Annotated in this window: 22 protein-coding genes; 9 read left to right on the top strand and 13 right to left on the bottom strand. The window is 71.5% G+C overall.

The window, feature by feature from the left end:
* Window positions 1-160: 160 nt before the first annotated feature.
* The 3 genes from ETD86_RS39540 to ETD86_RS39550 form a co-directional block, all read right to left on the bottom strand.
* Window positions 161-904, bottom strand: a complete 744-nt coding sequence (locus ETD86_RS39540) for a DUF427 domain-containing protein (RefSeq protein WP_138671756.1) — start codon at window positions 902-904, stop codon at window positions 161-163.
* 98 nt (window positions 905-1002) lie between these two features.
* On the bottom strand, window positions 1003-1590 hold the full coding sequence (locus ETD86_RS39545) for a hypothetical protein (protein ID WP_138671757.1): 588 nt from the start codon (window positions 1588-1590) through the stop codon (window positions 1003-1005).
* A 152-nt stretch (window positions 1591-1742) separates the two neighbouring features.
* A complete protein-coding gene (locus tag ETD86_RS39550; RefSeq protein WP_138671758.1) occupies window positions 1743-2594 on the bottom strand; it encodes a DUF72 domain-containing protein in 852 nt (283 codons plus the stop codon).
* Between the two features lie 71 nt (window positions 2595-2665).
* On the opposite strand from ETD86_RS39550, the gene ETD86_RS39555 reads away from it, so the two are divergent.
* A complete protein-coding gene (locus ETD86_RS39555; RefSeq protein ID WP_138671759.1) occupies window positions 2666-3415 on the top strand; it encodes an endonuclease/exonuclease/phosphatase family protein in 750 nt (249 codons plus the stop codon).
* Window positions 3416-3425: 10 nt separating this feature from the next.
* Entirely contained in the window at window positions 3426-4286 is an 861-nt protein-coding gene (locus ETD86_RS39560; protein WP_138671760.1) for an NAD(+)/NADH kinase, read from the top strand.
* A gap of 18 nt (window positions 4287-4304) precedes the next feature.
* Here ETD86_RS39560 and ETD86_RS39565 read toward each other — a convergent pair whose 3' ends face one another.
* Complete coding sequence (locus ETD86_RS39565; protein ID WP_138671761.1) at window positions 4305-5864, bottom strand: YibE/F family protein; 1560 nt, start codon at window positions 5862-5864, stop codon at window positions 4305-4307.
* A 72-nt stretch (window positions 5865-5936) separates the two neighbouring features.
* On the opposite strand from ETD86_RS39565, the gene ETD86_RS39570 reads away from it, so the two are divergent.
* Both ETD86_RS39570 and ETD86_RS39575 read left to right on the top strand, forming a co-directional pair.
* Window positions 5937-6644 (top strand): DUF72 domain-containing protein, encoded by a 708-nt coding sequence (locus ETD86_RS39570; RefSeq protein ID WP_138671762.1) that lies wholly within the window; start codon window positions 5937-5939, stop codon window positions 6642-6644.
* Entirely contained in the window at window positions 6644-7243 is a 600-nt protein-coding gene (locus tag ETD86_RS39575; RefSeq protein ID WP_246148953.1) for a CorA family divalent cation transporter, read from the top strand. The genes ETD86_RS39570 and ETD86_RS39575 overlap by 1 nt, the downstream gene beginning before the upstream one ends.
* A 13-nt stretch (window positions 7244-7256) precedes the next feature.
* On the opposite strand, the gene ETD86_RS39580 is transcribed toward ETD86_RS39575, so the two are convergent.
* The 4 genes from ETD86_RS39580 to thrS form a co-directional block, all read right to left on the bottom strand.
* A complete protein-coding gene (locus tag ETD86_RS39580; RefSeq protein ID WP_138671763.1) occupies window positions 7257-7703 on the bottom strand; it encodes a DUF1850 domain-containing protein in 447 nt (148 codons plus the stop codon).
* A gap of 29 nt (window positions 7704-7732) precedes the next feature.
* Window positions 7733-8683, bottom strand: a complete 951-nt coding sequence (locus ETD86_RS39585; protein ID WP_138671764.1) for a TAXI family TRAP transporter solute-binding subunit — start codon at window positions 8681-8683, stop codon at window positions 7733-7735.
* Window positions 8680-10926 carry a TRAP transporter permease gene (locus ETD86_RS39590; RefSeq protein WP_211370609.1) on the bottom strand — a complete coding sequence of 749 codons (2247 nt, stop codon included), beginning with the start codon at window positions 10924-10926 and terminating at the stop codon, window positions 8680-8682. Before ETD86_RS39590 ends, ETD86_RS39585 begins: the two co-directional genes overlap by 4 nt.
* An 89-nt stretch (window positions 10927-11015) precedes the next feature.
* Entirely contained in the window at window positions 11016-12191 is a 1176-nt protein-coding gene (gene thrS / locus ETD86_RS39595) for a threonine--tRNA ligase (RefSeq protein WP_246148956.1), read from the bottom strand.
* On the opposite strand from thrS, the gene ETD86_RS55870 reads away from it, so the two are divergent.
* Complete coding sequence (locus ETD86_RS55870) at window positions 12190-12381, top strand: hypothetical protein (RefSeq protein WP_170223500.1); 192 nt, start codon at window positions 12190-12192, stop codon at window positions 12379-12381. The two genes, thrS and ETD86_RS55870, sit on opposite strands and share 2 nt — an antisense overlap.
* A 13-nt stretch (window positions 12382-12394) precedes the next feature.
* Window positions 12395-13366, top strand: coding sequence for a helix-turn-helix transcriptional regulator (locus ETD86_RS39600; protein WP_138671766.1), 972 nt, complete (start codon window positions 12395-12397; stop codon window positions 13364-13366).
* On the opposite strand, the gene ETD86_RS39605 is transcribed toward ETD86_RS39600, so the two are convergent.
* Window positions 13363-13809: an ATP-binding protein gene (locus ETD86_RS39605; RefSeq protein WP_246148959.1), complete on the bottom strand. Its 447-nt coding sequence runs from the start codon at window positions 13807-13809 to the stop codon at window positions 13363-13365. The genes ETD86_RS39600 and ETD86_RS39605 overlap by 4 nt on opposite strands.
* A gap of 210 nt (window positions 13810-14019) precedes the next feature.
* Here ETD86_RS39605 and ETD86_RS39610 point away from each other — a divergent pair, with 210 nt between their 5' ends.
* Window positions 14020-14487 (top strand): adenylyltransferase/cytidyltransferase family protein, encoded by a 468-nt coding sequence (locus tag ETD86_RS39610; protein WP_138671768.1) that lies wholly within the window; start codon window positions 14020-14022, stop codon window positions 14485-14487.
* Between the two features lie 67 nt (window positions 14488-14554).
* Here ETD86_RS39610 and ETD86_RS39615 read toward each other — a convergent pair whose 3' ends face one another.
* Genes ETD86_RS39615 through ETD86_RS39630 form a run of 4 tightly spaced genes read right to left on the bottom strand, consistent with a single transcriptional unit; the run spans window position 14555 to window position 19144 of the window.
* Window positions 14555-15742, bottom strand: coding sequence for a DegT/DnrJ/EryC1/StrS family aminotransferase (locus ETD86_RS39615; protein WP_246148960.1), 1188 nt, complete (start codon window positions 15740-15742; stop codon window positions 14555-14557).
* On the bottom strand, window positions 15739-16491 hold the full coding sequence (locus ETD86_RS39620; protein ID WP_138671769.1) for an amidohydrolase family protein: 753 nt from the start codon (window positions 16489-16491) through the stop codon (window positions 15739-15741). The genes ETD86_RS39615 and ETD86_RS39620 overlap by 4 nt, the downstream gene beginning before the upstream one ends.
* Entirely contained in the window at window positions 16488-17156 is a 669-nt protein-coding gene (locus tag ETD86_RS39625; RefSeq protein WP_138671770.1) for an amidohydrolase family protein, read from the bottom strand. Before ETD86_RS39625 ends, ETD86_RS39620 begins: the two co-directional genes overlap by 4 nt.
* Window positions 17156-19144 (bottom strand): NHL repeat-containing protein, encoded by a 1989-nt coding sequence (locus ETD86_RS39630; protein WP_246148963.1) that lies wholly within the window; start codon window positions 19142-19144, stop codon window positions 17156-17158. Before ETD86_RS39630 ends, ETD86_RS39625 begins: the two co-directional genes overlap by 1 nt.
* Window positions 19145-19223: 79 nt before the next feature.
* On the opposite strand from ETD86_RS39630, the gene ETD86_RS39635 reads away from it, so the two are divergent.
* Both ETD86_RS39635 and ETD86_RS39640 read left to right on the top strand, forming a co-directional pair.
* Window positions 19224-19949 (top strand): amidohydrolase family protein, encoded by a 726-nt coding sequence (locus ETD86_RS39635; RefSeq protein ID WP_211370610.1) that lies wholly within the window; start codon window positions 19224-19226, stop codon window positions 19947-19949.
* Entirely contained in the window at window positions 19946-20674 is a 729-nt protein-coding gene (locus ETD86_RS39640) for an amidohydrolase family protein (protein WP_138671771.1), read from the top strand. Before ETD86_RS39635 ends, ETD86_RS39640 begins: the two co-directional genes overlap by 4 nt.
* Window positions 20675-20762: the final 88 nt, after the last annotated feature.

Below are 20762 nucleotides of genomic sequence, written 5' to 3' on the forward strand. Positions count from 1 at the left end.
CCCCCGAGCTGGCCCGCCCCCTCCTCACGATCGCCAGGGAGATCGTCGAGCCGCTGCGCGCCTGGGGCGCGTACGCCGCCGCCCTGGCCCCCGCGCAGGGCGACGACGACGTGGCGGCCCTCCTGCGCTACCTCGGCCGCGACCCCCACTGGAGCGCCTCTTAGGAGAACTTGGTCTTCGGGCGCTCCTGCAGCTCGCCGTCGACGTAGATGTCGAGCTTCTCGTTGTAGAACGAAACCAGCCCGGCGATCCGCTCGCTCTCCGGCAGGGGCGTCCGGTACGACCAGGCCAGATCCTTCTCGCCGTTGACGGACCAGTACTCGGCCGTGCCCTTGTACGGGCAGTGGGTGACGGTGTCGGTGTGCTCGAGCAGATCGAGCCGTACGTCCGGCTTCGGCAGGTAGTAGCGGGCGGGCAGTCCCGTCTCGAAGAGGATGCGCGCGCCACGCGAGTCGGCCACGGTGACACCGTCGACCTCCACCCGCACGTGCCGTGAACTGGGCAGGATGTCCACCCGCGTGTACGGGTCACGCGGGTGGAAGTAGACCTGCTCGTCCTCCTCGAACCAGGCGTCCATGGCGTCCCACTCGAACCGCACATGGCCCCGGATCTCCTCCAGCGGCGACTCCGGGTACGCCAGCGCCGCCTCCGCGGCCTCCGCCGTCCCGGAGGTGACCGTGTAGACGACCGCGTCGCCCCTGCTCGGGGAGTGCTTGGTGGTCCCGGTCGCCTTGAGCGCGGCCTCGTCCACATCCGCGAGCGGGAAGTAGTAGGTGGGGTAGTACGGGACTTCCCACACCAGGAGGGCGGAGGCGGTGTCGGCCACCACCCGGCCGCCCAGGTAGGTCCTCACGCGTTTGGCCGTCCGCTCGACGCGTACCCGGCCACGGTTCCCAGCGTCCATGCAGGCGGCAACCCCGGCGGCGTCGCGCCTATTCCAGCCCGCCTATGCCCGCCCGCCTATTCCAGCCCGCCTATGCCCGCCCGTCGATTCCAGCCCGCCTATTCCAGCCCGAACGCCGCCAGCGTGCCCCACGTCGTCACCGTGCCGACCACCACCCCGGCGAGGACCTGCGCCCACGTATGGTGCGCGAGCCGCACCCTGGCCCAGCACACCAGCCCGACGACGGCGCCCCCGGCGATCGCGGTCGGCAGGGCGGGCAGCACGTGGGCGAGCACCACGACCGTGCCCGCGGACACGGCGGCGTGGAATGAGATCTTCCATCGCAAGGTGACCGGCACCGTGACCCCCAGCGCCACCAGCATCGCGGCAACGGTCGCCACGAGCAGCGTCGGCGCCCCCATCAGGACGAGCAACGCCAAAGCCACCAGCACGGCCGCCACGGCAGCGAGCAGCGGCCCGGTCCGCCGCCCCCGGTCCACGATGTGATGCGAATCCAGCCGCCCGGACCGCACGCCGAGCGCGATCACCGTCGCCGGCACACCACCGCAGAACGCCGACGCCACCAGTCCCCACACCGCGCCGCGCCACCCTTGGGCGAGCAGGCCGACGACGGGCGGCATCAGGATCACCAGCACCTGCGGGGCGAGCAGGTTGGTCACCCGTTTCGCCAGCATGTCGGCAGTCATGTCAGGCAAGATTACGCGATCATGCACTTTCGCCGGACCATGCCGGGTTCAATCCTCCCGTCCTCGCACGCGAGTGGGTGCACCGTTCTTCCACCACCAGGACATGCCTTCTTGACCTGCAGCGCTGTGAACGATGCGGTGGCCGGATGCGGTCAGAAAAGCGTCTGGGGTTCGTTCGGCATCGGCTCGGGGAGCGGCTCGAGGTCCGGCACGCGGGAGCGTACCTCGTCGTGGAAGCGGCGGGCGAGCGTGAGCGCGTCGGCGTTGTCGGGGGTGTGGATGAAGACGGTCGGCGAGCGGCCCTCGCGGAGCCATCCGGCCACGGTGGCGACCCAGGATCGCCAGCCCTCCACCGTGCGCTCGGTGGCGTCCCGTCCCAGGTAGCGGACGATGGGGTGGCCGGTCAGGGCACGGGAGCGGCGTGGCACCCGGGGTTTCTTGGCCCAGGCATCGCGCTCGGCGTCGCTGGTCGGCGGGCCGGCGAAGAAGGTGGTGGTGTCGAAGGGGACCCATTCGGCGTCACGGCTCGCCAGCACCCGCTCCAGCAGCCGTTCCGAACGCTCCTCGGCGAAGAAGGCGCGGTGGCGGACCTCGACCGCATAGCGGTACGACCTGGGGAGGCGGTGGAGAAAAGCCGCCAACACCCCCAGATCGGACGGGCCGAACGAACCCGGCAGTTGCACCCACAAGGCATGGGTCCGCGCCCCCAGCGGCTCCATGGCCTCCAAGAACGAGCGCAAAAGCTCGTCAGCGCCAGTGAGACGGTGTTCATGGGTGATGGACTTGGGGAGCTTGACCACGAAACGGAAATCGGGGTCGGTCTGAGCGGCCCACGACTCCACCGTCGCCCGTGTCGGCGTGGCGTAGAAGGTCGTGTTGCCCTCCACCGCGTTGCACCAGGTCGCGTATGCTCGCAGCCGCTCCCGGGGCGGGAGCGGGCCGGGGAGGAGCCGACCCTGCCACGACGCGTGCGCCCACATGGCGCATCCGACATGAAGCCGCATGGACTCGACGTTAGCGGAGGTCCGCTGAGACGCTGTCGGGGACAGGAAGATCCCCCGGCGTAAGGCGACCTGTGATCCGATTCCTCCTCGTCCTCATCCTGAGCGTGAGCGCTCTGACGGCGCCTGCGGCCGCGGCGGCGCGGGAATACCGCGTGCTGCAGCTCAACCTGTGCCACAGCGGCGTCAACACCTCCTGCTACAACGGCGCCGCCACCATCCAGGAGGCCAACTCCGTCATCACCGCCAAGCAGCCCCACGTCGTCTCGCTCAACGAGATCTGCAGGAACGACCTGCCGCAGCTCGCGCCCGCCATGGGCAACGGCTTCAGCACGTTCGCCGCGGCCCGCCGCCCCGACGGCACGCCCGTGCGGTGCACGAACGGGGACGAGTACGGCAACGGCCTCGTCTTCCGTTCGACGGCCACGGGAACGGTGTTCTCCAGCCAGTACGCCACCCAGGACAGCGGCAGCGAGAAGCGTGTCTACGTGTGCGCCGAGTTCCCCGGCCTGATCGGCTGCAGCACCCACCTGTCCACCACGGGAAGCGTCGCCATGACGCAGTGCAAGGCGGCCATCGCGATGCTGCGCGACCGGGCTGTGGCCGGCAAGCCGACGTTCCTCGCCGGGGACTTCAACCTCAAGTACGCCCCGCTGATCGGGCCCAACGTGCAGGACTGCAACGTGGCGCCGTTCTTCAGGAAGGGCGACGGCAGCGTGCAGCACGTCTTCGCGGCCAACTCGGGCTTCGTGCGGACGGAGGTCGTCGGCATGCGCTACACCGACCACCCCGCCCTGCACGTCGTGCTGACCCTGCCATCGTAGGGTGGGCCCTATGGGCATGGTCGGGACGGTCGGGCTGGTGTTGCACCCGCAGCGCGATTCCAAGAAGGCGATAGACACCATCCTGCGCTGGGCGGCGGGCAAGGGCGCCACGGTGCTGGGGCTGCCCGAGGAGGTGGGGAGGATCGACTGCAGCGCCGTGGCCGTGGACCCCACCGCCCTCGTCGAGCGGGCCGATCTGCTGGTCGGGCTCGGCGGGGACGGGACGATGCTGCGCACCATGCGGCTGCTCGCCGGGCGGCCGACGCCCATACTCGGGGTCAACCTCGGGCGGCTCGGGTTCCTGGCGGAGATCGACGTGGACGAGCTGGCGGACACGCTGTCGGCCATCGACGGGCACCGCTACACGGTCGAGTCGCGCATGGCGGTCAGGAGCCGGGTCGGGACCACGGAGGTGACCGCGTTCAACGACATCGCCCTGGTACGCATCCCCGGGGAAGGGCTGGCGGCCGTGTCCGTCACCCCGGCGGGCAGCGATTTCGTCCGGTACGCCGCGGACGCGGTGATCGTGGCGACCTCCACCGGGTCGACCGCCTACAGCTTCTCCGCGGGCGGGCCCATCGTGTCGCCCCGCGTGGAGGCCATCCTCGTCGTGCCCGCCGCGGCGCACTCGGCGTTCAACCGGGCCCTGGTGCTGCCCGCGGACGAGGACGTCACGCTGGAGGTGCTGCCCAGCAGCGGACGGCTGGCCGTCGAGGTGGACGGGGCCGTGGTGGGGCACCTGTGCCCCGGCGACCGGATCACGGTGACCGCGTGGCCGGCGGCGGCGAAGGTGGTCCGGGTCGGCACCACGTTCTACGAACGGGCACGGCGGAAGCTGCGGGTGGACGGCAGCACCGAAGCCTACCCCTGAGTGCTCCGCCTGGCGCTCCTACGCGCCTGCCCGGCGGCGATGACGGGCGGGCTGGCGATCCGCGGGGTCGCCCTCGCGGGCGTGCTCGGCGGGATGCCTGGCCGGGGCTTCCGGAGGGCCGGAGCGGCGCGCGGCCGGGGTGAAGAAGCCGCCTTCCGGGATCGGGGTGTCGTGGGGACGGTCCGGGCCGGTCTCGCGGCGGTCGCCTGGATCCGGATCCGAGAAGAAGTCGTCCCGGTCGTCGTCCTGGCGGCTGAAGAAGTCGTCGTCCGGCTCGTCGTCCCGGCGGCTGAAGAAGGCCTCGCCGTGGGTGGAGAGGTCCCCGCCGCGGGTGGAGAGGTCCTCGCGCGCGTCCCGGCGGCCGGGAAGGCCCGGGAGGCTCGCGCGGCGGCCCGAGGGCTCCTCCTCATCCGGCCGGGTGGAGCGGCGGGAGGCGGCCAGCGCCGCCAGGGCGGTGGTGATGGGGACGGCGGCGATGAGGCCGAGCGTGCCGGCCACGCTCCGGACGATCTCCTGCGCGATGACCGGCGTCGTCAGCACGTCCCCCAGCGGCTGCGACCCGATGCTGAACAGCAGCAGCAGCGGCAGCGACGCCCCCGCGTACGCCAGGATGATCGTGTTGATCACTGACGCGATGTGCGCCCGCCCGATGCGGCCGGCGGCCCGGTAGAGGCGGGCGAACCCGTAGGAGGGGTTGGCGTGCGCCAGTTCGGCCACCGTCACCGCCTGCGTGACCGTGACGTCGTCGAGCACCCCCAGCGCGCCGATGATGATCCCGGCCAGCAGCAGCCCCTGCGTGTCGATCGGCAGGCTCATGCCCAGGGTCATCGCGGCGTCGTCGGTGATGCCGTTGAGCCTGGCGAAGCCCAGCGCCCCGTACGACAACGCGCCGGTCAGCGCCAGGCTGGCCAGCGTGCCCAGCACGGCCATCGAGGTGGACGGCGAGAAGCCGTGCGTCAGGTAGAGCACGATGAGCATGATCGCCGCCGACCCGACGATGGCCACCAGCATGGGCGGCTTGCCCTCGAGGATGCCGGGGATGACGAACGTCAGCAGCAGCACGAACGTGATCGCCAGCCCCACGAGCGCGGTGAGGCCGCGCCAGCGGCCGAAGGCGATCACCGCCAGCGCGAACGCCGCCCCGAAGAACCACAGCGGCAACGTCCGGTCATGGTCGGAGATCTGGTAGGCGCCGTCCGCGTCGCGCAGCAGGATCACGTCGTCGCCCGGGGCGAACCGCTGCGCCCCGGGACCGGTGGGCAGGCGGAGCGTGACGTCCTTGTCGACGTCGGGGCCGCTGCCGACCTTGACGGCGGCGTTCCCGCAGGTGGCGGGGTCCGGCTGGGGCGCGCCTTCCGCGACGGCCGGGCAGGGTTTGAGCGTGACGCCGGTGACCGTGCCGGTGAGCCGCTCGACACCGGTCTGCGGCGTCGTGCCGGCGTCGTGGAGGCCGTCGGGCCAGAGCCACAGCAGGCCGGCCAGCGTGACGATCGCCAGCGGCACCAGCACGGCCAGGCTGGCCAGCAGCGTGCGGCGCGAGCTCGGGACGGCGGTGCCGTGCGTGTGATTGGCGCCCATCGACGAGTAGGTCCTCCTCGGCTGACGAATGATGACAGTACTGCACGGCGAAGGTCAGGGTAGGCGTAAAGCATGGCATGGCTGGTCGGCACTTCGGGGTGGCAGTACAAGGACTGGCGGAAGGTGCTGTATCCGGAGGGACTGCCGCAGCGGCTCTGGCTGGAGGCGTACGCGCGGGAGTTCCCGACCGTCGAGAGCAACAACGCCTTCTACCGGCTGCCGCGGCCGGAGACGTTCGCCGCCTGGCGGGAACGCACGCCTGACGGGTTCGTGATGGCGGTCAAGGCCAGCAGGTTCCTCACCCACATCAAGCGGCTGGACGAGCCGGAGGAGCCGGTTCAGCGGTTGATGGGCGCCGCCGCGGCGCTGAAGGAGAAGCTCGGCCCGATTCTGCTGCAGCTGCCGCCGACGCTCAGGGCCGAGCCGGGCAGGCTGGACAGGTGCCTGGCCTGTTTCCCGCGTGACGTGCGGGTCGCCGTGGAGCCGCGGCACGCGTCCTGGTGGACCGAGGACGTGCGTGACGTGTTGAACGCCCACGGGGCCGCCCTCTGCTGGGCGGACCGGCTGGGCCGGCCGCAGAGTCCGCTCTGGCGCACCGCGAGCTGGGGTTACGTGCGCATGCACCAGGGCCGGGCCGGATTCGAGTACGGCGAGACCTCGCTGCGCACCTGGGCCGGGCGGGTGCGGGAGGCCGGCTGGGAGGACGCCTACGTGTACTTCAACAACGATCCTGGCGCGGCCGCGGTGCGAAACGCGCGACGATTTGCCAGACTCGCCTAGTGCACACGCGTCTGTACAGGAACGGCGTCCTCGAGAAGGAAGGCTTCCCTCTCGAGGCGGTATCCGATTACCTGGAGGACCCCGACAACGTCGTCTGGTTCGACCTGTGCTCGCCGGCCCCCGCGGACCTCGGCATGATCGGGGAGGAGCTGGGGCTGCACGAGCTGGTCACCGTCCGCGAGAGCGACCACTTCGACATCACCGACGTGGTCAGGCGCTGGGACGCCAACGCCCGTCTGGCCGGCCAAGGCGTGAGCTTCCTGCTGCACGGCCTGCTCGACTACATCGTCGACACCCACTTCGACCTCGTCCAGGACCTCGACGGGAAGGCCGAGGCCCTGGAGGAGGCGCCGTTCGAGGACGAGGTGCGCGACGGCAGGCAGCTGCAGCGCGAGATGTACGTGCTGCGCAAGAACACCGCTCGCCTCCGCAAGATCACGATACCGATGCGGGAGGTGCTCGGCACCCTGCGCCGCCACGACCAGGAGCTCATCACCGACGCGGTGATGGCACCCTATTACGATACGGCCAGAACGTGCCCTACCCGGGCTCCGGCGAGACCTGGGGGTTCTGGATGTCCACGGTCCTGGTGGCGGTGACGTCGGTGGCGCTCTACGCGGCGTTCAAGAAGAGGGACTGGTTGTAAGGCGGGCGGCAGGGCTCGCCTCTGACGTCGGACGTCAGCTCCACCGCCAGCCGCACCTCGGCCGCCCCGGCGTCCGGGTAGAGCGGCAGGCATCGGCCGCCGGCCAGCAGGGTGCGGCGGCCGATCGAGGTGGTCAGCAGCGACAACTCCTCGTACGTGGCGGGCTCGGCCAGGCGCAACATCCAGGCGCCCGCCCGCGTCCGGCTGCGTGCCCCCTCCAGCGCGTAGTAGTCGAGCACGCTCTCATTCGCCGACACGACCGCCCGCATGGTGAAACGGCGGCCCTCGACCGTGAACACCTCCGCCGTCGGCGCCCGGTAGATCGAGTGCACGTAGCCGATCATGAAGCCGCCGGAGACCGGCAGGCCGTTCACGGTGAGGCGCCCGGCGCCGCCGCCGGAGCCGAGCGCCATCACTGCCGCGATCGCTATCAGGAGCCTGATCAGGCCTTTTCCTTGAAGTAGCGGGCCGCCCCCGGGTGCAGCTCGACCGGGGTCACCTCTTGCCCCAGCTTCAGGTCGAGCTTCTTCGCCTCCGGGTGCACGGCCGACAGCTCTGCCTTCTTCTCGAACAGGGTCTTGGTGATGTCGTACGCGAGTTGCTCGCTCATCTTGTCGGGCACCAGCAGCACGTTCCCGATGCCGACGGTCTTCAGCGTGCCGTTCAGCTTGTAGACGGACATGTCGACGTCCAGGGAGACGTACTGCTGCCCGTACGTCGTCTGCATCTTCGTCAGGACGTCGGACGTGTCGAGCATCTTCATGTCCGGCTTGCTCGTGGCCAGGTCGGTGATGCCGGCCGTGGGCAGGCCGCCGACCCAGAAGAACGCGTCGATCGTGCCGTCCTTGGCGGCCTGCACCGACTCGTTGATCGACAGCTGCTGCTTGGTGATGTCGGTGTCAGGGTTCAGTCCGGCCGCCTCCAGCATGCGCCGGGCCACCACCTGGGTGCCCGAGTTGGCGGGGCCGAGCGAGACGCGCTTGCCCTTGAGGTCGGCCACCTTGGTCGCCTCGACGCCCGGGGCGACGACGACGTGCGCGTAGTTGTCGTAGATGCGGGCGATCGCCTTGATCGGCTGCTTGGCGGTGAACGTGTCCTTGCCGTTGACGGCGTCGGCCGCCGTGTCGATCTGGGAGAAGCCGATGTCGGCCTTGCCGCCGGCCAGCAGCTTGATGTTCTCGACCGAGGCCGAGGTGACCGACGCGGTGGCCTGGGTGTTGGCGATGCTCGCCGACAGTTGCTTGGCCAGGCCGCCGCCGTACACGTAGTAGACGCCCGTCGTGCCACCGGTGGCGATCGACAGCCGGTTGCCCGACCCGCCGCCGCTTCCGCCGCCACCGCAGCCCGCCACGGTGAGGGCTGCTGCGGCGACTATCGCAAAGATCCGCTTCACGCTGGGTCCCTTCTCCTTCTTCTGACGAGATGCACGCCGGTGGCCACGGCCAGCACGGCCAGGCCGGCGACGATGGGGACGGGCTCGAGGAACAGCAGCAGAACCGCGGCCACCGCCGCGAGCAGCCGTTCGGGCACGCCGGTCAGGCCGCCCGTGGCCATGGCGAGCGCGGCCACCGCGACCGCCGACACCGCCGCCATCAGCAGCACGGTCCCGATCGGCCCCTGCCCGAGCAGGGCCTGACCGTTGGGCGTCAGCACGAACGCGAACGGCACCAGGAACGCCGGCAGCGTGTACCGCCAGGTCATCATCATCGTCTTGTACGTGTTGCCGCCGGTGATCGCGGCCGCCGCGACCGCCGACAGCGCGGTGGGCGGGCTCACCTCCGACAACACCGCGTAGTAGAAGACGAACATGTACGCCTCGGCCTGGGTGACGCCGAGCGTGGTGAGCGCCGGGGCGATGATCACGGCCGCGATGATGAAGCTCGCGGTCACCGGCACGGCCAGGCCCAGCAGCATGACGGCGAGGCCGGACATGATCGTGGTGAGGACGAGGTTGCCGGCGGCGAAGTCGACGATGATCGCGCTGAGGTTCAGCCCGAGGCCGGTCTGGGTGATGACGCCGACGATGATGCCCGCCGCCGCGCACACGGCGGTCACCGGCAGCACCTCCAGCGTGCCCTTCGCCAGGGCCTGCCCGACGCGCTTGGGGGTCATCCGGTGCGCGGGGTCGAGGAACGACAGCGCGAACGCCACGGCCGTGGCGATCACCACGGACTGGAACGCCGACCGGTCCAGCGCCATCAGCACGATGATGAGGATGAGCGAGCTGAAGTGGTAGCCGAAGCGCAGCAGCAGCTTGCCCGCCTTGGGCGCGTCCACCTGCACGGCGTGGGTGCCGAAGCGGCGTGAGTCGATCTCGATGGCCAGGAAGATGCCCAGGTAGTACAGGATCGTGGGGATCGTCGCGTACAGGAGCACCTCGAGGTAGCTGACCCTGAGGTACTCGGCGATGATGAACGCCGCGGCGCCCAGCGTGGGCGGCGACAGGATGGCGCCGATGCCGCCGGCCGCCAGGATGCCGCCCGCCGGCTCCCTCGGGTAGCCGGCCCGGCGCAGCACCGGCCAGGCCACGCTGCCGAGGCTGACCGTGGTCGCCACGCCCGAGCCGGAGACCGTGCCGAGCAGGAAGCCCGCCGTGGTGACGGTGCGGCCGGGGGCGGAGCGGGAGTTGCGGAAGGCGGCGAAGCTCAGGTCGATGAAGAAGCGGCTCGCGCCGGAGAAATCGAGCACGGCGCCGTAAATCGTGAACAGGATGATGTAGCTGGCGGCCACCTGCATGGGGACGCCGAAGAAGCCTTCGGTGCCGGTGTAGAGCTGCGACACGATTTGGGCGAGGTCGAAGCCGCGATGCCCGATCGTCCAGTCGATCGGCAAATATGCGCCGTAATAGGCATAAATCAGAAAAATGACGCAGATGATGGTCAGGGCCCAGCCCACCGTCCGCCGTACCGCCTCCAGCAGCAGCACCGTCAGCGCCAGGCCCGCCACGACGTCGAGGCCCGTCAGTGCCGCGCCCGACCCGCGATCGCGGAAGGCGTCGATGCCGGCGAGGGGGTAGACCAGGACCGCGAGCGCGGCGGCGGCCAGCAGCCAGTCGGCCACGGTGGGCCGCTCCGTGCGACGCGTGCCTTCCGGGTGCGCCACCGCCCGCGACACCCCGGCCAGCGGATCGGGCTCACCCTCCCCCTCTGGTGGGACCGGCCGCCCGTCCACCGTGGCCCCCGCCGGCGGACCGGCCTCGTCGACGGCGGCGACCTTGGCGGGGTCGCGGCGCAGCCTCCTCACCGACGACGAGAGCATCGATCGATAGCGCGCGAACGCCAGGCGCAGGCTGCTCAGCCACGACGACAGCACGGATCGGAAGCCTTCGCGGCGCAGCCTGCTCACCAGCGACCACAGCGCCGACCGATAGCGCGCGAACGCCAGGCGCAGTCTGCTCAACCACGACGACAGCCCCGAGCGGTAACACAGGAACACCAGCGGCAGCGCCACCGCCAGGAACGTCATCCGATGTTCGAGCGCCTCGACCGGCCGGAACACCACCACGAGCGAGTAGACCGACAACAACCCGCCGACGATCCACACGCCGAGCCGGAGCGCCCCGCCCAGTTGCCGCGCCGGGCGCTCCTGCTCGTGGGCGGAGACCAGCTCGGCCTCGCGATCGCTCAGCTCGGTCACGACGTCCTCCCCCGACACGGCGTTGCAGGGACTTTACGAGCCCTTTACGTGATCAGGGAAGGCTCCGTTACCTTATTGATTTGCGCCCGTCAGGCGAACGGTCGTGAATCTGCGGCCAAACGCTCAAGGGGCACCTCTCCCGCCTGGCTCCCGTCGCGCAGCCGCACCGCCGCCTGCCCGCTCGCCACCTCGCGCGGCCCCACCACGAGCTGGTACGGCACCAGCCGGTGCGCCCTGATCCTGGCCCCGAGACTCCCCCGATCGGCGGGCGCCAGCTCCGCGCGCAGCCCGGCGGCCAGGCAGCGGCGCAGGAGGTCCTCGGCGGCCGGCAGCTCGGCGTCCGACAGCGGCAGCACCACCGCCTGCACCGGCGCCAGCCACGCGGGGAACGCGCCGCCGTGCACCTCGATGAGGTGCGCGACCAGGCGTTCGAGGCCGCCGACGACGCTGCGGTGCACCATGGCGGGCCGGTGGCCGCCGACGTAACGCAGGTCGAAGCGTTCGGGCATGTAGAGGTCCACCTGGACGGTCGACAGGGTGGTCTCCCGCCCCGCCGGGTCGGCGATCTGGATGTCGATCTTCGGCCCGTAGAAGGCGCCTTCGCCGCGCTCCTCGTCGTAGGCTTGGCCGCGCTCCTTGAGCACCTCGCGCAGGATCGCCTCGGAGGCCGCCCACATCTCCGGGTCGTCGACGTACTTGCCGCCGTCGCCGCGCAGCGACAGCCGGTAGCGCGCGGCCCGGATGCCGAGTTGCGCGTGCGCGGCCTCGATCAGGTCGAGCGACGCCGACACCTCGGCGGCGGCCTGCTCCGGCGGGCTGAACACGTGGCCGTCATTGAGGTGGATGGACCGCACCCTGGTCAGTCCGCCGAGGACGCCGGACAACTCCGAGCGGTACTGGCCACCCAGCTCGGCCAGGCGCAGCGGCAGCTCGCGGTGACTTCGCCGGCGCGAGCGGTAGATGAGCGCGTGGTGCGGGCACAGGCTGGGGCGCAGCACGAACTCCTCGCCGCCCACGGTCATGGGCGGGAACATGTCGTCCGCGTAGTGCGCCCAATGGCCCGATCGTTCGTACAGCTCCCGTTTGCCCAGCACGGGCGAGTGGACGTGCTGGTAGCCGTTGCGGCGCTCCAGCTCGTGGACGTAGTCCTCGATGGCCTTGCGCATCGCCGCGCCGGCGGGCAGCCAACAGGGCAGGCCGGAGCCGATCAACGGGTCGGTGTCGAAGATGCCCAGCTCGCGGCCGAGCTTGCGATGGTCGTTCATGATGATCCTTTCCAAGGAAAGGGCGAACGACCAGCTCCCGGGCGTTCGCCCGGGAAGCATGGAGTCAGCGCGCCGGGACGAGGTCCGGCGTCGTCGTGGCGAGGACAAAGGCGCGCTGCATACCCATCACCGTAACATCCAGCCGCAAGTGAAAGAAATCTTCATGAAGACCCCAAGTATTGGCAAATGATATAAAGGACGCCGTGGCCGAGATCACCCTGGACGTGCGCCAGCTACAGGCGTTCGCCGAGGTCGGCTACCAGGTGGCGGGCGGTGGCGACGCGCACGGGGCGATGGCCGCGCTGCGCCGGGTGGTCCCGCTGGACGCGTACGAGTTCGTCGCGTTCGACCCCGCCACCGGGCGGCACCACAGCGTCGTGTCCGACGGGCACCGGCGCATCGACAGGGACGCCGCCGAGGAATACGCCGGGCTGGACGCGTACCGCAGGGCCCTGGCCACCCGGGCGCCCGTGAGCATGCCCGAGCCGGACACCGAGCGCTACTTCCGCCGCCATCTGGCCCCCTACGGCTGGCGGGCCGGGCTGACGGCGCCGCTGTTCCTGTGTGAGGGCCGCTACACGGGGCTGCTGCACCTCGCGTCCAGGGAGGTGTTCCCGGGCCGCACCGGGGCCCTCGTGGCGGCGGTGAGCCCGATGCTGGCCCACCTCACCGACCTGACCAGATGCGTGATCGACCCGGTGGGGCTGCCGCCCGACTTCCGCGCGGTCGCCTTCGACCGGCTCGGCAGCCGCCGCGAGGTCCCCGGGCGGGAGGCGTCGGCCGCGCTGTGGGACGAGCCGGCGATGGCCGCGTACGCCAGGGCGTTCATCGACTCGCGGGAGCTGAGCAGGCACGGTCTCTGGCTGGACGGCGGCGGGGGCTGGCACGAGCTGCGGCTGCTCCGGGCGGGCGTCGGGTTCCAGGGGACGTTGCAGGGCGTGGTCGCCGCCGAGCGGCCGTGCGCGCTGCCGTACGAGCTCACCGGCCGCGAGGTCGACGTGCTCACCAGGGTGGCCGCCGGAGACTCCAACCCCCAGATCGCCGCCGCGCTCGTCCTCAGCGTCCGCACGGTCACCACGCATCTGGAGCACATCTTCGCCAAGCTGGGCTGCGACAGCCGTACCCGCCTCACCACGAAGGCCCTCGCCGAAGGCCTGTGCCGTCTGGACGTCTAGACGGCCACGGCCGGGAGGTCCGCCCGCAGCAGTTCGAACCACACCGTCGTCGAGCCGCCCTCGCGGGTGAACCCCCAGCGGTTGCTGATCGCCTCGATCAGCGGCAGACCGCGCCCGCTCGTGGCCTGCGTGCTGGTACGGCAGACGCATGGCGGCCCGTCGGAGCCCGAGTCCGACACGCACACCCGTACCGCCGACTCCGAGCTGATCACGGCCACCGTGAACGAGCCGCCGGCGCCGGATCTGGTGTGCAGGATCGCGTTGGTGGCCAGCTCGCTGGTGAGCAGCACCACGTCGTCGTAGAGCGGATGATCACGCCCGAGCGCGGCCGTCACGATCCCCCTGGCCCTGGACACCTGGGACGGAATCCCCGGCAACCGGACCGTGAGATCGCGAGAGCCGAGCGGATCACCCCCGTTGACACGGTGAAAATCCGGTGCCACGGCGACCTCCCCCATAGTCGGGCCCCTATCCTCAGGTTGCGTTATGGGACGCGCGGGTGGCGGCCGGGGGGCTATCGCGAAAAGGTAGGAATGCCCTTTCTCAAGGTCGCCTGCACGATCGCCGGCGGCGACCGAGTACGCTGCGATCGACGAGCCGTCTAGGCCCGTGAGGGAGTTGGTCAAGGCCCGTGGGGCAGCGGAGGAGGTCGCGTGAGCAGCCTGGAGGCGGTCTGGGTGCAGCCGTACGACAGGCCGGGGGCGGCGGTCGTGACCGGGGTCTTCGACATCCTGCACGTGGGACACGTGCGCTACCTGGGCGCGGTGGCGGACCGCGGCCGGCCGCTCGTCGTGGGTGTCGAGGACGACCCGCGCGTACGCGCCTGGAAGGGGCCGACCCGGCCCCTCAACCCCTCGGCGGAGCGCGCCGAGGTCCTGGCCGCGCTCCGCTTCGTCACCGGCGTCTTCATCGTGACCGGCCCGCCCGAGGCCCACGGCCCTGAGGACTACATCGACCTGCTCGCCCCGATGCACCCGGGCGCACTGGCGCACACGGCGGGAGACCCGCACGCGGGCGCCCGCGCGGCCGCGGCGGCGATTCTGGGGGCCGAGTGCTGGGAGATGAACGCCATCCCCGGCCGCTCCACGACCCGCATCGTGAACGCGGCCGGCAAGCCCTGATCCCGTACGCCGTTACTCGACCGAAGGGTGCTCGTCCCGCGCCGCCTGTGACAGGGGTCACGAGCACTTATGAGGCGAGGACCTTCGTCAGGGCCTCGGCGATGTGGGCGGCGCCGGCGGGGTCGTCCATGAGCATCTGCTGGCGGACCCAGAGCACCTCGCGGGAGGCGGCCCCCGCGGCCGGGCAATGCTCCGCGCGGGCGCCTGCCTCGGTCAGCGCCGACATCGTGCCGAGCGGCGGGTAGCCGCCGTCGAGCGGGACGCCTTCCGCGGCCATGGCCGCCAGCACGAACGACCGGTCGAACGGCACGTGGACGCGCAGCATGACCAGGTGACGCGAGTCGCGGGTGGTGCCCGGCGGCTGCGGGACCACCGTCACCGCGGGCGTCGGCATCGCGGCCAGCTCTCGCTCCACGGCCGTGGCGAAGGTGTTCCTGCGGTCGATCTCGTCGTCGAGCCGGTCCAGCCAGGGCAGCAGGAGGGCGGCCTGGATCTCGGTCAGGCGCAGGTTCCAGCCGACGCGGGGGTGGCCGTACCAGGCACCGTCCAGCGTGCGGCCAACGTTGCAGGCCGACCAGACGGCCTCGTGCACGGCCCTGTCGCGGCAGACGACGAGACCGCCCTCCCCCGCCGTCATGGCCTTGCTGGCCTGGAAGCTGTAGACGCCGGCGTCGCCGAGCCCGCCGACGGGGCGGCCGTGGTACGTGGCGCCGTGCGCTTGGGCCGCGTCCTCCACGACGGCCAGGCTGTGCCGTGCGGCGACCGCGTTCAGCGCGTCCATGTCGGCGGGGCTGCCGGCGAGGTGCACCGGCATGATCGCGGCCGTGCGGGAGGTGAGGGCCGCTTCCACCGCGGGCGGGGACAGGTGGAGGTCGACGGGGTCGACGTCGGCGATCACCGGGGTGGCGCCGGCGAGCAGGACGGCCGTGGCGGAGGCGACGAACGTGTACGCCGGGACGATCACCTCGTCACCCGGCTCCACGCCCAGGCCGAGCAGCGCGGCGAACAGGCCGAGCGTGGCGTTGCCGACGGCGACGCCGTACTCGACGCCGGAGCGGCGCGCGAACGCGGCGGTCAGGTCCGCGCAGGCGGTGCCGCCCTGGGTGGCGCCCCAGCGGCCGCTCTCCAGCACGGAGAGGACGAGCTCGCGCTGGGCGTCGTCCAGCGGTGGCGGCCACGACGGCCAGGGGGCGGTGCGTACGGGACTGCCGCCGTTGAGGGCGAGTGACATCCGGCGGTCGGCGTTGAGTGTCATGGGAGACGTCCTTCCGTGGTGTCGCCGTCGATGGAGCGGGTCATGCCCAGTACGCGGGCGAGGTTGCCGCCCTGGATGAGGGCGCGGTCGGCGTCGTCGAGCGGGGCGAGGGCGACGCGGCCGAAGCCGATCCGCAGGTCGAGGAAGCAGGAATCGGACCCGTAGACGATGCGGTCGGCGCCGACCTGGGCGGCGAGGCGGGCGATCCATCGTCCAGTCATCTTGGAGCCGCAGATCTCGAGGGAGACGTTCGGGTGCTCGCGGATCAGCTCGGCGGCGCGGGCGAAGCCGTACGGCCAGAGCCCGGCGTGTCCGAGCAGCAGCGGCACGCCGGGGTGCCGGCGCGCCACGGTGACGAACTGTTCGGGATCGCTCCACGGCGAGTCCGTCTGGCCGTGGGCGAGCACGGGCAGGCCGAGCTCCCAGACGGGGTCGTAGCGGCGGTCGTCGAGGCGGCACTGGTGCACGTCCGGGTGGACCTTGACGCCCCAGACGCCCCGGTCGGTGAGCCGGTTGCGCTGGTGGGGGTTGTAGACCTGCCACACGCCGAACCGGCCGGGGTGCCGCTCGGCGGCGGCGAACGCCTGCCGGTTGCCCTCCGCGGCGTCGGGGCCGACGGCGAGCAGGTGGCTGATGCCGATCGCGTCGATGCCGAGGCCGTCCATCAGGGCGACCATGCCGTCGGCCGACTGGTCGGGGATGAGGAAGTCGGGCCAGGGGCCGAGGTGGCCGTGCGCGTCGAGGATCACAGCAGGCTCCCCCCCGACGCGATCAGGGCGACGTCGGCCTCCGGCAGGTCCAGGTGGTCGAGGAGGAAGCGGGGGCCGCAGTCGTCCATGACGGGGGCGCCGGTGCCGAACACCAGCCGCTCGGCCCCGTAGTGCCCGGCCAGCCACTCGACGCCGCGCTGGGTGTTGACGGTGCCGATCTCGAGCCACAGGTTCGGGATCGCGGCCATGAGCTCGCCGATCGCGCGCAGCCGCCGGTAGCCGGGGTTGAGCAGCAGGATGCGCTGCTCGGGCAGCTCCCTGGCGAGGGCGAGCAGCTGCCCGGGCGAGGTCTCGTCGAGGTCGACGGCCGCCGTGACGCCGAGCGCGGCCAGCCAGCGCAGGGCGGTCGGCCCGGTCAGCTCGAAGCGGTGCCGGGCCGGGCAGATCCTGACCATGGGCACGTCCCAGTCCGGCACGGGCTCGAACGACTCGGGCAGCAGCACGGGCACCGGGACGAGCCGGGGGTCGCCGAGGTGGAGCAGCGCCTCGTTCCCGGCGCGGACGTCGGAGTAGAGGGCGAGGGTATGGGTGACGTAGGCCTGGTGGACGCCCAGCCGGTCCATCTCCGGCCGTGGGTCCTCCGGCAGGTCGTCGAAGGGGACGGGCCCGATGAGGCGGTGGGCGTCCACCACGAATTCCGGCATCAGGTCTGCGGGGTGACGGTCAGGAGCGGGCAACGCGGGTTGAGGTCGATCCTGGCCAGGTGCCGGCCGCTCATGGCCCACGCCTTCCAGGAGCCGGGCTCGAAGTGGAGCTGCGGGTTGGTGTACCAGTCGTCGCCCAGTCCGGTGGCCAGGTGCGTGGCCTCGGTCCCCAGCTCGTAGGCGTTGCCGCCGCCGAAGAAGGTGCTGACGAACACCCGGCCGCGGTGCGTGGTCAGCTCGCCGTACCCGGACAGCGTGCCCTGGTGCTTGACCGTCCTGGTGGCCAGGTCCAGGGCGATCCAGGCGCCGGAGTCGCGCTTGTACACGCCGTAGAGCAGCCCGCCGTGCACCTTGATGTCCTGGAAGGTGCGGAATGTGGCGACCGGGTCCACCTGCCACAACACGGTGCGGGAGCGGAGGTCGAAGGCCGCGACGGACGCCGCGGTCTTCACCGGCGTGACACCGCCCCCGCCGAGCACGTCGCCGCCCAGGTACACGATGCCCTTGCCGGCGTCCAGCGACAGGCTCATCAGGCTCTGCCCGGGGATGACGCCCTTGTAGACGTCGATCTCGCCGGTGTCGGGGTCCACGATCGACAGCGCGCCCTCGAGCTTGGCCCCCAGCGGCGCGGAGGCGACCAGCAGCTTGTCGGTCACCGGGTCGTACTCGATGTCCCACGGGCGCTGCTGGTCGTGCCCCAGAGAGCCGAGGCTGCGGACCTCGTCGGTGCGGAGGTCGATGGAGATGATTGTCCCGCTGGGGTAGATGGCGGCGTAGATCTTGTTGCCGCGCTGCACGAGGTCCTTCGGCTCGCCGGGGACGCGGAACCTGCGCTGCTTTCCGGTACGCAGGTCGCGTACGTCCATGAAGAAGTGGCCGCCGACGTAGACGGCGCGGCCGGGCACCAGCAGCATGCTCTGCGGGCGTTCGGGGCCGCTCGGCAGGCCGGCCTCGATCAGGTCGGTGAACTCCGACCGGCCGGTCCGCAGGTCCAGCGACCACATGCCGCCGCTGCCGGAGAAACCGACCAGGGTGTCGTCGCCGGTCAAGGCGAGCCGCCTGGTCTCGTCCTCCCGCGACGGCGAGTCGGCGACCTTGGTGAGCGCGCCGTCGCCGGTGCGGTAGCGGTGGACGGCGCCGTCGGGGCGCGTGGTGCCGTACACCGTGCCGTCGGCGGCCACGGTGAGCGCGTCGAGGCTGCTGCCCGGGGGGATGGCGACGTTCCGGGCGTCGGTGCCGTCCTTGCGTACGTCGATGAGGCTCGGACCGCTCACCGCGAAGACCCGGTCGCCGTGCTCGGCGAGGACCCCGATGCCCGTCGTCCCCTGGGCCAGCTCCTTGACGGCGCCGGTCGCCCGGTTGATCGCGACGAGCTTGCCCTTGTCGAGCAGGCCCGCGTAGACGTTCTGGGCGTCGGCGGCGATGGCCCTGACGTAGCGCTCGCCGGTGGCCAGCACCCCGAAGTCGCGGACCGCGCCGGTGGCGGGGACGTACTCCTTGACCCGGCCGTCGGGGTAGGTGCCCGCGTAGAGTGTCCCGTCCGGGGCCGCGGCGAGGGCCCAGATGTAGCCGCCGTTCCTGCCGAAGGAGGCCAGGTGCGCCACGTCGCCGGTGGCCGGGTCGAAGCTGTAGAGGTCGGGGACGGGGTAGGTGCCGACATAGACCTTGCCGCCCGCCACGACCGTGGCCCAGCCGCCCTCGGGCTCCCCGGTCGCCGGGCCGTCGGGCAGGCGCACGCTCCTGATCACCTTCCGGGTGGCCAGGTCGATCTCGGCCAGCACGGGCGGCTTCTGGCCGCGCGTGACGACGTACGCCTTGCCTTCGTGGACGGCGGCGCCCACGATGGCCCCGGTCACCGACGCCGGCCCGAACGTCTCCACCCGGGGCCCAGCACATGAGGCCCCCGATTCGGCTCGGGCAGCCTGGGCCGGGACCATGGATGCGAGCAGGGTGGCGGCCAAGGCCACCGCGAGGGGTCTACGCGGCACGGCCGCACCTCCACAGCTTGTTGCCCTATTTTGGCCCAGACCGTAATGTGCTGAGCTTGATAAGTCAATGGAGGCGGTTGTGACGGCGTTCGACGCAAGCAAGCTGGTAGGCGAGCTCGAGGTGACCCTCGACGTGGATGTCCTGGTCGGCGCCTATCCCGACCGCGACGGCCCGCCGGGCACGCCCGCCTCGGTGCTGGACGCCCTGGCCGCGCACCGCATCCGGGCGGGCGCGGTCGCGTCGTTGCGCGCCGCGCTGTTCGACATGCGCTCCGGGAACGACGAGGTCCTGGCCCTCGACACGGCGGTCGTCCCGGTGGGGACCGTGGATCTGCGCGACCCCGTCGGCGCCGTACGGGAGATCGGCCGGCTCGCCGGGCTGGGCGTGAAAGCCATCAGGCTCTTCCCCGACGAGCAGGGCGTCGAGGCGGGCTTCCCCTCGGTCCGCCACGTCGCCAGGAAGGCGGCCGGGCTCGGCCTCGTCGTGCTGACCGGCGGCGACGTGCGGCGCTTCTGGCAGCCGTTCTCCGGCCTGGACGCCAAGGTCGTCTTCCTCGACACGCACTTCTACCACCTGGGCGACTTCCTCGTGGTCGCCGCCGACGAGCCCGGCTTCCACACCTCGACCCGCCTGCTCAACTCCCCCGACGCGCTGGAGACCGTGCCGGCGGACCGGCTGCTGTACGGCTCCCGCACCCCCCACTACGAGCCGGTCGTGCCCCTGCTGCGCCTGGCGACCAGCGGTTTGAAGCCGGACGAGATCGCCGCCGTGGCGGGCGGCAACGCGAGGAGGCTGCTCGGATGATCATCGATGTGCACGCCCACTGGGGCCCGTGGTTCTTCACCATGGACGTGGCCGGAGCCAACCTGACCGCCATGGACCGCTTCGGCATCGACCTGTCGATCGTCTCGGCCACCGAAGCGGTGATCTACGACGCCCCGGCCGGCAACCGGTCCCTGGCCGCCTGGCTGGCCACCCAGGACCGCCACCTCGGCTATGTCACCGTCAACCCCCGCAGACCGGCGGACGCCGAGCGGGACCTGCGCACATACCTGCCCACCGGCAAGTTCGTCGGCGTGAAGATCCACACCGACTACACCCGTTCGCCCGTCTCCTCGGCCCAGACGCGGGAGGCGCTGGCCATGGTCGCGGAGGCGGGCGTGCCCGCGCTCGTCCACACATGGGGCGCCACGGTGCTGGACCTGGCGCAGACCTGCCTGGACATCCCCGGCCTGCGGGTCATCGCCGGGCACATGGGCGCCGACGGCTTCGCCCACGCCATCGAGGCCGCGAACGCCTGCGACCGCCTCTACCTGGAGCCCTGCTACTCCCACGCCCCCACCGGCCGCATCGCGCAGGTGGCGGCCGCGGTGGACCGCACCCGGCTGCTCTTCGGCACGGACTCGACCCTCATCGACCCGGCCTCGGCGTTCGGCGCGGTCGCGGCGGCGGGCCTGGACGCCGAGACGGCCGAGCTGGTCGCCTGGCGGAACGCCGCCCGACTGTTCGATCTGGACATTACGGCCTAGGCCGTTATAGCGTGCGGCCAATCTTCACGAGGAGTGACCAGCGAATGATCCCCCGCCGCCGATTCCTCCAAGCCGCAGCCGCCTCCGC

It is taken from the genome of Nonomuraea turkmeniaca (assembly GCF_005889735.1).
GTDB lineage: Bacteria > Actinomycetota > Actinomycetes > Streptosporangiales > Streptosporangiaceae > Nonomuraea > Nonomuraea turkmeniaca.